The sequence below is a fragment of the Vibrio sp. MA40-2 genome, assembly GCF_047302445.1.
Lineage (GTDB): Bacteria > Pseudomonadota > Gammaproteobacteria > Enterobacterales > Vibrionaceae > Vibrio.
Genome location: NZ_CP178628.1, coordinates 763,856 through 776,203 on the forward strand (window position 1 = coordinate 763,856; position 12,348 = coordinate 776,203).

The window sequence follows — 12,348 nt, forward strand, 5'->3', positions numbered from 1 at the left end:
GATAAAAAAATAGTGGCTTACAGAATACTCCGTAGCCACTATTAAATGTAAATAAATTAATCTAGATAAAAAGCTTTGTTTAAAAAGAAAAGCCCTGCTCGTTACGACGTAGATCTGCTTCAACCATCATAGCACAAAGCTCTTCTAGGTTTGTTTTAGGCTTCCAACCTAGCTCTTTTAATGCTTTTTCTGGGTTACCTATAAGTAGCTCTACTTCTGCTGGACGATAGAATTTAGGGTTAACTTTGACAACTATGTCCCCTGTTGCTTTATTTACTGCCGTTTCGTTTTCTTCAGAACCGCTCCATTCTAAATCAATATCAGCAGCCTTAAATGCCATGGTTACAAAATCTCTTACTGTTTCTGTGCGGTTTGTTGCAAGTACATAAGTATCTGGCTTCTCAGCTTGTAACATACGCCACATACCTTCAACATAATCTTTCGCAAAACCCCAATCACGTTTAGCATCCATATTACCTAATTCAAGTACATCGAGTTTACCAAGCTTTATTTTTGCTACTGAATCGGTAATTTTACGAGTTACGAACTCTTGACCACGTAATGGAGATTCATGGTTAAATAAAATACCGCTTGTAGCAAAAATATCGTAAGACTCACGATAGTTGATTACCATCCAATGCGCATACAGCTTAGCAACACCGTATGGACTACGTGGATAAAATGGTGTGCTTTCTTTTTGTGGAATCTCTTGAACCTTACCAAACATCTCAGATGTAGATGCTTGATAAAACTTAATTTTTGAATTTACAATACGGATGGCTTCAAGAAGATTTACTGGGCCAATACCCGTTATTTCTGCAGTTGTTAAAGGCTGATCAAACGATACCCCAACAAAACTTTGCGCTGCCAGGTTGTACACCTCAGTTGCATTACTCTCTTGAAGTAAACGAATACTCGAAGATAGATCGGTTAAGTCGTATTCTACCAATTCTAAATTTGGATTATTTTTGATTCCAAGCTCTTCAATACGCCAAAAGTTTACCGAACTTGTTCGACGATACGTACCGTATACTTTATAACCTTTGTCTAGTAACAATTCAGCTAAATAAGCTGCATCTTGGCCTGTAATACCTGTAATAACTGCTGTTTTCATAAATAAACTCGTTAATTTCTTGCTTTATAAAATTGATAGATATTACCACAAATATTGTCCACATCTTCAATTGTTAGATCGTAAAAAAGTGGCAATCTCATCAGTTTCTCGCTCTCAGAGGTTGTAAAATTATCAATTCCACGGAATTCACTGATTTCCATGCCTTTAGGAGAAGTGTGTAAAGGAACATAATGAAAAGTGGATTGAATATCGCTGTCTTTTAAATATTTAATCAATGCGGTTCTTTCTTGTAAATTATTACATTTTACAAAAAACATATGTCCATTATTCGTCGCGTAATCAGGAATCGAACCAAACCGGATAGTGCCTTGCTCAACTAAATTAGCTAGCGAATTTTTATATTTTTCATAAAGAGTAATACGTTTCTCATTAATAAGTTTCATTGATTTAAGTTGTTCAAACAGATAAGCAGCCTGTATTTCCGAAGGCAAAAAGCTCGACCCTATATCGACCCATGAGTATTTATCAACCGAACCTCTCATAAACTGCTTTCTATTAGTACCTTTTTCTCTGAAAATTTCTGCACGATCTATTAAATTTTTATCATTAATCAACAGAGCGCCGCCTTCGCCGCCGCTAGTAATATTCTTAGTTGCATGATAACTAAATGCGCCAAAGTGTCCAATAGTACCTAGGGCTTGTCCTCGATAATAACTACCCACAGCCTGAGCAGCATCTTCAATCACATATAAATTGTATCTCTTTGCTATCGCCATTATTTTATCCATATCACAAGCTACACCTGCATAATGAACAACGATAATTGCCTTAGTTTTGTCTGTAATAGCGTTCTCGATACATAGCGGATCAATATTCATCGTATTAGGTTCAATATCAACAAATATTGGTTTGCCCCCTCGGAGAACAAACGCGTTAACTGTAGAGACAAAAGTGTAACTTGGAAGAATAATTTCGTCACCACTCTGTATATCAATCAATACAGCGGATAGTTCCAGTGCAGCCGTACAGGATGGAGTAAGTAGTGCCTTTAAGGTACCCGTCTGTTCTTCAATGAGTTTTTCACACGATTTACTATAAAATCCATCACCACATTGATTCCCGTTTTCAATAGCATCTTTAATACTATTCATTTCTGTACCTAAAACCGTCGGTTTAGTAAACGGAATCATATTATTTCCTTTTTTCTTAGTTCTCTATTCTTTATAAATTTAGCAGGCACACCACCGACTATAGTGTACGGTGCTATATCTTTAGTTACTACGCTACCAGCAGCTACAATAGCTCCCTCACCAATCGTCACTCCTTGAAGTATAGTACTATTACCGCCAATCCAAACATGATCTTTAACGGTAATAGTGGAGGAGTTATCCGCAAGTTCAATGTCAAAAGTGTCGTGACCCGCTGCGAAAAATTTCGTTGATGGGCCAATCCGAACGTTATTGCCAATAGCAATTATTGTCTCTCGATCGTTCCAAGATGGATAAAATTCGCAGCCCCTGTTTATTGAAACTAAGTTCCCAATATAAACTTTTTTTGGATACCGGAAATATACGTGAGCATCAATAAAAACGGAGTGACCTTTCTTAGCTAACAGTAGGGACCATATACCTGAAGATAAAAAAGGAGGTATTATAAAAATCAAGAAATGCAATATTTCCATAACATAAGAATATTGCAAAAATAAAAATCTCAATGTATTTTTTTTCATAAAAACTCGTCAAACCATATATAAAATCACACCTAGTGCAATTAAAAGACATCCGGAATATTGGTACACATTGACTTTTTCCTTAAGAAAAAAATAAGACCCAATAATAATAATAAAACTGTTAAGACTAGTTGCCATATAAACAACATCGACTGAGAGCCCTTTAAGGGACAAAAAACTCAGACCTGGAGTTAACAAAAATAAAACTAGTGTCACAAAAAAATACACCTTTTTTTTTGTGATAAAAAATAACTTATAAAAAATCATACCAATAGATGTTGAAAAAATGGCCAAGCATAAATATAAATAACTCATTATTTTTTTATTTCCGTCATAAAGATACCTGACATGATAATAATTAATGCAAAAAGCTTAATAAGTTCAAAATCAACCCCTCTAAATACTATCGCATAAATAAATATTAACGGATAAAATAATGTTGTTAATGGATATGTTTTAGAAAGATCATAATATTGATTAAGTTTACCCCAAATAACAAATTTTAATGCATTAATAAGTACAACAACACAAATAACAACTAAGACACTTCCACTATTTAACTTGGTCGAAGCATCTAATAAAATTGATGTAGACAAAGTCAGAAAAACTGTGAACATCACACCAAGTATTCTCATCTATCTCATCCAACTTGATATATCTATAAATTTTGATACGTACTCATAAGTAGGTTCATAGTACCCCTTAAGTTCAGAATAAAGAGACGAAATTATGATACTATCACTTGGACTTTCCGCTTTATTATGGATGGTTTCATATCTTTCAGGCTCAAAATGACTATCCACGGATAGATAACGATATACTGATTGCAAATCGTCAATATTTTTAGTAATGCTTTCTTGACAAAAAATACCAATATTTTCTTTACTGAACAAAGAAAAATACATTTCTAAATATTTTTCATACTTACCTCTTTGTAAATAATTAAATGGATCTGTAGAAAATGTATGTTCTAAGGTAGGTTTATCTTTTCTTTCTAGGATAGCGTCAAGACAAGATCTTGTTTCTAAGCCATTATCGATAGAAAATTTAAAATTGGACAATGCTCGTTTTACAGGATCCCTCAACAAAACTACAATCTTAGCTGTAGGGAACGTTTTCTTAATTCTAACCGCTGCATCATATGATTCTATATAAGAAGTACTTTTTTCTCCATAGATCATACTGCGACTTAAAATTTGAAATGGAAATACTGACTCAAAATAACTACTCGCACAATCAACTGAATCCTGATTTAAAAAGTACTTTGGTTCTGGTCTAACTTGAGGGTTCATCTGTATTTCAGGATGCGCATTTAACATTTCATAAAGCCAAGTAGTGCTGCATCTTTGAGCCCCAACGATAAAGAAATTTCTCATTTTACAATCCTAGATATGTGATACGGTCGCTCATGAGATATAGTCTTAGTCAAACGAATTACATATTCACCTAAAACTCCCAACATTAGAATAATAAACCCATTCAAAAACGATAAAAGAACAACTAAAGTGGTCCATCCCTGAACGCTTGAGCCAGAAATTAATTGATTCATCAATGCAAATATCCCTCCTAAAAAACTAAATAGTGAGATCGCGCCACCAATAAAAGATAGAGCTTTTAATGGTACTGATGAATAATTAAAAAGAAGCCTAGAAACTAATTTAAGAATTTTGGAAATAGTGTAATTAGAACCGCCTACAGTTCGTTCACGATGTTCAGTTTCAACATTAGCAATACTGCTAGCGTGCATCAGTAACAAACCTGGAATATAAGGTTCATTTACGCGGTAAGCTACAATTCTTTCTGCTAAATTTTTTGTAAAAATTCGATAATTTGTTAATGTAATATCTTTAGGCTTATTAAAAATCTTATCATTTAAATATCCTATGATTTTTGTTCCTAACTTTCGATAACTGGCATGCTTTTTTTGTTTAAACTTTGCAAAAACCAAATCATACCCTTGTTCAATCTTATTCAAAAGAATAGGGATATCTTCAGGTGGATTTTGCAAATCATCATCCATAGTAATAATAAAATCACCTGCCGCATTTTCTATACCACAAAGAACGGCTGTATGTTGTCCATAATTTTTCACAAGCTTAATCGATTTAACTTCTTTATATTCCTTTGCAAGTACTTCAATAACATGCCAACTGCCATCAGGACTACCATCATCGACTAATATTATTTCAAATAAACTTTCAAATTTACTTATTTCCTCACGGACTTTTTCAACGGTCAAACGTACAAACTTTTCACTTCGAAAAACTGGAATTACTATAGATAATTTCATTGTTATTAATCACTTATACTTACTAAATATATATTTAAAACTAGTTATTTTCTACACGCATGTAAAACAAAAGGTATTGTTTTTTTGAATTTATAGAAATTTACGAAATAATTATCGTTTAACCTCAACTCCAGTTTATCAAATCTAAGAAAATATAAATAACCAAGGAAAAAACTATCTTACTGCAATTTACAAGATATAGGCTTGTTCAAATCACTATATTCAACTTTGACATTTGCATCGATAAAAAACGATAAATTTCTAGGGTCTCCTGCTACTTGTGTAGTATTTTTTCCTTCTAAAGAAAAAATTACATCTAGATCATCGTTTTCCCTTAAATCGTAAGTAAAGCAAAATCGAGTAATTGATTGTTTATCAAGATGGATATCACCGATTTCCAAGTTACTACCTGAACTAATGGATATATCATTATCTACAATAGAAAATAAGTTCCCACTTACTTTCATATTTGTATGAGAAATATTTTTAGCATTTGTAATTTCTATGGTTAACTTACTATTAGCCCAGTAAAAATCTCTCTCTTTATTTGACTCTTTTTTATACATACTATTTATATGAATTTTATCTAAATATTGTAACTTTTCTAAAGGAAGCACTTTAATATTCGCAGCATCAAATGCATTAAATATATGTATATTATTTTCTTTCACATTAAATAGTGATATATTTTTATGTTTAAAATGTATGTAATTGTTAAAATAAAAATATAAAACCTGATCTATTGATCTATATTGCAAATATTCATCTGTATATTGACTGTAGCCTACCTTGAACTCAGAAGTTTTACCCTTATATTTATAATCTGATGAAAAAACATATAAATTGCTATCATCTTTGTCTTTCCAAGAGTGTAATGCCCGATCATGATATCCCAAATGCAATCCATGCAATAGGTCTTCATCGACAAGAATAATATTGAAGCTATTTTTAATATTAAATTTAGCATTCATATCAAAAGTTCTTCTTGCAATATTTTTTAACGTACTTATTTTATCTGCTTGTTCAACACGAAACTGCCTATATGGTGTCGACTCTCTGTACCCGAATAGATTAAAAGTGATAGCAAAAATCAAAAAAATAGTTTTTGGATATTTTATCTCGTAAATTAACAATGCACAAGTTAAGATAAAACCAAAGTATGGAATATAAAGAAAGTATGGATTAGGGAACTCAAATCTTGATGTCAGTGCAAAAACAATTATATAACTAAATAAAAGAGAAAATGAAAATAAAAAATTTAGAAATAATTTTCTATTTTTAATAGTGCTAAACAAAGAAAATAAAAAAATAATAGCCAGAAAAACCAAGTCGATAGTTTTACTAAAAGGAATTAGTCTACTAATGATCTCTGATAAGTTACTAACTATATGTTCAAAGCTAAAATTAGGTCTAGTTCCAATATAACTTGTATCTGGAGAAAACTTAATGATAAAAACATTAATTAAAATAGGTATAGATAATAATAGTGTTCTTATAATACTGCTTTTAAAATTAGAACCTATTATTAATTGAAATATAAAATATGCCGGTAACATCACAATTAAAGAATAATTACCTAGTGCAAGGACAAAAAAGACACAAACTATCAACTTGGAAATTAAGCTATTTCTTCCACTAGATAATAATAATAATAAAAAAACAGTCAAAAGATTTACATAAAATGAACCTATATAAATCCCTATTGCATATAACGGTCCTCGAATACTTACAACTAATGAAAAGGCGACAGCAGATATAAATGAAAAACGACGTTCTAGTTGCAATGGTCCTTTCATCAAAAAAAACAAAAGTACTGAATTCGCACCATGAAACAAAACATTAAAGATGTAATGATATGATGTTTCAAATGATATAGCACCGTCAACAGCCCGAATAAAAGGAATTACACCAGGAAATCTTCCTTGTTTCTGCCAACTTAGATCATAAGCATATTTCACATTTTCAATGAAACTATCAAAGCTATATGACTCTAAATAGTTATCACTTTTTATCCAAGAATCATCCATGGTATTCTGATAAAAGAACAAATACCAACCACTAAGTACACTCACTAGAAATATTACTATTGAAAATATTTTATCTTTGTTATTTATTATCATTTCAATTTTCGCCTAAAATCAAATGTATCAATTGATTTGTTGATTTATTCCAAGTTAAAAACGGAATATTTTTTGAATCTAAATAAGCATCTTCACTAACAAATAATAACCTCTCTAATTTTTCTTCTTTTCGTTCTGAAAAATACAGCGCATGCTCACCAGCAACTTCTCTAAACACAGGAATATCTCTAGCTATAATAGGCAAACCATATTGCGCTGCTTCTATAAGCGGTAGACCAAACCCTTCGCCCTCACTTGCAGCAATTAAACAGCTCGCATTTCTATATAAGTAATCTAAATATCCATCACTGAGCCCTTGTAACCAGAATAGTTTGCGATCTCGTTCAGGGTGAGTTTTTAAACGGCTAATTAGCTCTTCATTACGCCAACCTTCCTTACCAACAATAATGAGCACATTACTGGAACCATTTGACCAGGCCGCTTCAAATGCCTCTAATACATCTTTATGTCCTTTTCTAGGCTCAACTGTTCCTACCATTAAATAAGTTTTTGTCGTGTCACAACTTAACAATGGTTCGATCAATGTATGTTGAGGTGGTTCATCGTTACTATTTATTATTGATGTATTAAAATCGGCACCTAAATGAAAATATTCGCTTCTAAATTCTGGATATTTATTAATACTATTAACTTCAATCCAGTTATTGAGTTTATCTCTCACATCATTAGAAATACACATTGCGCCGTTTGACATCGCTACAGTTGCTAACCACTGTTCAAAATCATTTACTAATTCTTGCACAAAGCAATGAGGGTGAGAAATAGGTAATAAATCATACACAACAAAGTATGATTTAACTCCAATATGTTGAAGTTGTTTAATAATTTCATTTTTTGTATAGGCATTTGATGGATGTAAATCAAGAAAAAGAAGAATATCGCCATCATGAAAATCTACAATATCATCCTCTATTGTATAAGGATCGCCAGCTCTTCCGCTATCAGTTGCATTATAAAAATGGGTATGATTTGGATACGAATACACTAACTTACTATTCATTGGAAGTTCACTTTCTAGCAAGCGATTTGACAACTCTTTAACTACTCTTTGTATGCCAGTAGCGTGATCAAAATGAATAAGAGTACTTATATCAATATGCAGTGTATTTTTTTGTACTGGATCAATCTTAGCCAGCAAATTGGCAATATCAATAGGATCGAAATCGATATTAAGGTTTCTAATTCGTTCGATTACCTCATCAAGTTCTATAGATGAAGATAAAGTTAATACATTAACATTTAGTCCCAACTCAGAACTTAAGTCATGTGATGTTTTTTGATTATTATTAAAATCACCTAATTCAAATACGTCAATTGACGTTTCGTCTTCCGTAAAACAAATAGCATTATCAATATTATAACTAGAAGCAATAAACCAACACAATTCAGTTTTTAGTTCTGTAGTTGATGGCAAAAAATAAAATCGACATCTATCTAATGTGATTATTTTACTTATTTCATTTTTCGCCAAATCAATGCTATCTAGACTATCTAGTAAAATAAAAAAACAAGGATGATTTCCTTTTAATACATTATGCAAAACTGATTGATTAATAGTTTTAAAAGTAGCCGATTGAATATATTTCAAGCTACAAAACATAGCAGCATTCATGTTAGTTTTTCCGAGTTAGTTCATTAAAAATATTTTTTTGATTAGGTGTCATTTTTTTATTTAACTCTTCCCAAGGTATAGTTTTCTCCGATAAAAAACCATACTTGGTGAATAACATCCGAATTAGGGGTGAACCTTGTATTATTTTCCTTAAGAAAATATGTAATTTTGGAAATCGAGTTATTTTATTTCTTACAAATACTTTAAAGTGCTGTTTATCTCTAAAAATCAATAGTAATTTATCTTTAAAATGCAAGAAAGCTCTCACAGGCTTAGTTAATTTCCATGAAAGACTGTTAACAATATCTGAATTTATCTTCTCTATGCGTTTATAGTTTGATTCAATTTCAATATTTCTAGCTTCCATGTTACGCAATTCTTTCGATAAGCACTTAGCGTAGTATGATTCAGTATCTAGTGTGTGGAGAAAATCTTTTCTAATTTTCGCTACTACTTGTTGTGCACTTTGATTTAACTCTGACATTGTTGATAGTTGTTCGCGCTGTTTTAATTTCAGCTCAATTATTTTTTGAAGCACTTCTTGATTAACATCTGAATTTAAAAGGACTTCTTCAACTTCACATTCGAGTTTTAAATATTCATTTTTTTCATCACTCCCCATCGGAGTTAGTGGAGAGTTACAATCTTTAAAATCAAGATTTTCATAACCCCACATAGCAAGCGCATCAGTTATTTCATGTTGGTAATGTGAAGATATCGAGAGATCATCGATATTTATAAGTAAATCGGCATGTTCAAAAGCTTCTAGTAACCCTAGTATCCATAAAGAATAAAATGCTAAATAGCTACTACGAAAATCCATTGGCTCACAATGATATCGGTGAAACTCTTTCAATAAATTATCAGACCGATATGCTTCGCTGCCGATTAGTGCTTTCAGTTTACACACTTCTTCAGATTGTTCTTTATTCGATCCAAAGATTAATTGACTAGTCGTATCAAAATACCTGTCTACACGATAGGACCACCACTGATCCAATGGATTCCTATATAAATAGACATGTTTTCCACTAAACTTATTTTTAATGATACCGATTCGATTTGAAGTTCTGCATTCTTGAATCGCAATTTTATCTTTTGTGCTTGTAATTAGATGGAAAATATATTTTTCTAAACTTGGATTCAATTGTTTCGAGAAGTAATCAGCATAAATATCATCTTCTCCAAGTATATCTAGCACACTTTCTTCTAAGTCAGATAACTCTGTATAATACTCATTCACTAAGTTTTCATGTCTTAGGGAACCAATATTTTTATCATTATTCTCTAATGTTTTTATTTTCTGTTGAACCTGAATAACTATCTCATGTATCGGTTCTTGAAACGACCTAACACCACTATTTTTTAATTTAGAGTAAAAATAAGTGCTACCGGTTCTAAAAAGACTGTGTACAAACAGTAGCTCTTCATCCTTCATCGTCGACTCTCATTATGTTTGATTCAAATCTTGCATTTATCAATCCATGTTTTACAAAAACATCAGACTCTTCAATTATATTTAAAATACCGCAATCTAAACGTCTATGGAGATATTCATCACTATCGGAGTGCTCTCTAATACCACAATTTAAATAATATGTTCCAGGTGAAAATTTATTTTCTATGCTTATTTTTATTTTATAACATCCGCGTTCGAAAGAGTTTACATTAAAAATTTCCACATTAGATGTATCTATACCATAAACAGATATACCATCTTTTGTTTTCAGCATCATAGAAAAACATAGCGAATTTAAGTCAGATTTAATCTCAATATAAAAAACAAATCTCAAATCATTATTATTCGACACATGAAATATTTTTTGGTCGATCATTTCATTTATAGAAATATTTTTAATTATAGTTTTAAATGTTCCGTAATTCGTTTCTTCACCTTTATCGAGAGCTGGAACTTTTTCGATATTGCTCACAACACTTTGTTCTTTTTCATAAATATTACAAACTTCTTTTGCTTTACCCATCGCAAATATTTCACCATTTTTGATCAAAATAGCTTTGTTACATATTCGCTTTACCGTTTCTATATCATGGGTAACAAATAAAAGTGTTGTTCCTTTCTGCCTAAAATCTTCGATTCTCTGAAAGCATTTTCGTTGAAATGCAACATCCCCAACAGATAAAGCTTCATCTACAATTAGAACGTCGGGTCTTCTGGCCGTTGCAACAGCAAATGCTAATCTAACTTGCATACCACTAGAGTAAACTCGCACAGGTTTATCTATATATTCTCCCACTTCGGAAAACGCTATAATAGACTCCATCATGTTCGATATATCTTGCGAATTAAGACCTAGAAGTTGACCAGCCATGTAAACATTTTGTCTTCCAGAGAAATCAGGATGAAAACCCATCCCCAATTCAAGTAAAGCAGATACACTACCTTCTATTTTAACCTGACCATGTGTTGGAGCAGAAGTCCCAGTGATAATCTTCAACAGAGTACTCTTACCAGCCCCATTAACGCCTAAGATCGCAACAGAATCAGCTGATTCAACGTCAAAAGTCACACCTTTTAAAACAGGTATTAGCGTATGGCAAACTTTACGCCCAAGACTCATCCATTCAATCAATCGACTAAATCTATTAGGGTATTGTTTGTAAGACTTTTCTATATTGCTAACTGTTATTTTACTCATTATATTTCGTCTGCAATTTCATTAACATGTTTTCTAAAAAACATTAAACTGAATAACATCAAGGCTATACTCACTACAAACACTATAGTCAAAGCAGACCAGTTTAATATTAAGTCATCAATAAAAACAGCTTGCATAGAACTGACTATAATTGTCATCGGATTAAATGATAATAACAACCCAATATTTTCAGGTAATATATTCATTGGATATATTATAGGTGTCCCCCAAAACCAAAATTGTATCAGCACTTTAGTAAATTGACCTATATCTCTAAAAAATACATTTAACACACCAAGAAATATACCAAGTCCAACGGCAAAAATCGTTAATACCATAAGTATTGGAAAAACGAAAAACAATTCAAATGAAGGTAAATTATTTGATATTAATAAGAAAAATAAAAATATTATAAATATAATTAAAAAGTTAATGAAAGCGCCTAAAACTATGGTGGCAGGTATACATATTTTAGGAAAGTTGACTTTTTTTATTAAAGAAGCATTATCAATAAAACAATCTACACATCTAGTCAATATTTCTGAAAACAACCCCCAAATTATTATACCTGAACACAAATAAATGCTATAGGCAAAAACACCTTCTACCCCTGGTATGCGTGCTTTCATTAACTGCGAAAATATTACTGTATAAACAAATATCATTGAAAGTGGATTGATAACACTCCAAGTAGCACCTAAAATTGACGCTTGATATTTGAGTTGAAACTCTCTTTTTACATTACTAACAATAAACTCTCTATATTTTAAGAGATTTTTAATTAATGAAAGCAAAATACAATTCCTTTTCTCTACTATCTTAATATGGAATAAAAATAAATGTA

The 12,348-nt window shown here is 31.6% G+C and carries 12 protein-coding genes; all 12 read right to left on the reverse strand.

The window, feature by feature from the left end:
- Positions 1-79: 79 nt before the first annotated feature.
- Positions 80-1,114 carry a GDP-mannose 4,6-dehydratase gene (gene gmd / locus ACLKML_RS11125; protein ID WP_413285375.1) on the reverse strand — a complete coding sequence of 345 codons (1,035 nt, stop codon included), beginning with the start codon at positions 1,112-1,114 and terminating at the stop codon, positions 80-82.
- Positions 1,115-1,125: 11 nt separating this feature from the next.
- A complete protein-coding gene (gene rffA / locus ACLKML_RS11130) occupies positions 1,126-2,226 on the reverse strand; it encodes a dTDP-4-amino-4,6-dideoxygalactose transaminase (protein ID WP_413285376.1) in 1,101 nt (366 codons plus the stop codon).
- A 35-nt stretch (positions 2,227-2,261) separates the two neighbouring features.
- Positions 2,262-2,804: an acyltransferase gene (locus ACLKML_RS11135; RefSeq protein ID WP_413285377.1), complete on the reverse strand. Its 543-nt coding sequence runs from the start codon at positions 2,802-2,804 to the stop codon at positions 2,262-2,264.
- 9 nt (positions 2,805-2,813) lie between these two features.
- On the reverse strand, positions 2,814-3,119 hold the full coding sequence (locus ACLKML_RS11140) for an EamA family transporter (RefSeq protein WP_413285378.1): 306 nt from the start codon (positions 3,117-3,119) through the stop codon (positions 2,814-2,816).
- Positions 3,119-3,439, reverse strand: a complete 321-nt coding sequence (locus ACLKML_RS11145; protein WP_413285379.1) for a hypothetical protein — start codon at positions 3,437-3,439, stop codon at positions 3,119-3,121. Before ACLKML_RS11145 ends, ACLKML_RS11140 begins: the two co-directional genes overlap by 1 nt.
- On the reverse strand, positions 3,440-4,180 hold the full coding sequence (locus tag ACLKML_RS11150; RefSeq protein WP_413285380.1) for a sulfotransferase family protein: 741 nt from the start codon (positions 4,178-4,180) through the stop codon (positions 3,440-3,442). It abuts the gene before it with no gap.
- Positions 4,177-5,094 (reverse strand): glycosyltransferase family 2 protein, encoded by a 918-nt coding sequence (locus ACLKML_RS11155; protein WP_413285381.1) that lies wholly within the window; start codon positions 5,092-5,094, stop codon positions 4,177-4,179. The genes ACLKML_RS11150 and ACLKML_RS11155 overlap by 4 nt, the downstream gene beginning before the upstream one ends.
- 179 nt (positions 5,095-5,273) lie before the next feature.
- Positions 5,274-7,214, reverse strand: coding sequence for a hypothetical protein (locus ACLKML_RS11160; protein WP_413285382.1), 1,941 nt, complete (start codon positions 7,212-7,214; stop codon positions 5,274-5,276).
- A gap of 1 nt (position 7,215) precedes the next feature.
- Positions 7,216-8,847, reverse strand: coding sequence for a glycosyltransferase family 4 protein (locus ACLKML_RS11165; RefSeq protein ID WP_413285383.1), 1,632 nt, complete (start codon positions 8,845-8,847; stop codon positions 7,216-7,218).
- A gap of 1 nt (position 8,848) precedes the next feature.
- Positions 8,849-10,285: a hypothetical protein gene (locus tag ACLKML_RS11170; RefSeq protein WP_413285384.1), complete on the reverse strand. Its 1,437-nt coding sequence runs from the start codon at positions 10,283-10,285 to the stop codon at positions 8,849-8,851.
- On the reverse strand, positions 10,275-11,504 hold the full coding sequence (locus tag ACLKML_RS11175) for an ABC transporter ATP-binding protein (RefSeq protein ID WP_413285385.1): 1,230 nt from the start codon (positions 11,502-11,504) through the stop codon (positions 10,275-10,277). The genes ACLKML_RS11170 and ACLKML_RS11175 overlap by 11 nt, the downstream gene beginning before the upstream one ends.
- Positions 11,504-12,298, reverse strand: coding sequence for an ABC transporter permease (locus ACLKML_RS11180; protein ID WP_413285386.1), 795 nt, complete (start codon positions 12,296-12,298; stop codon positions 11,504-11,506). The genes ACLKML_RS11175 and ACLKML_RS11180 overlap by 1 nt, the downstream gene beginning before the upstream one ends.
- Positions 12,299-12,348 lie beyond the last annotated feature (50 nt).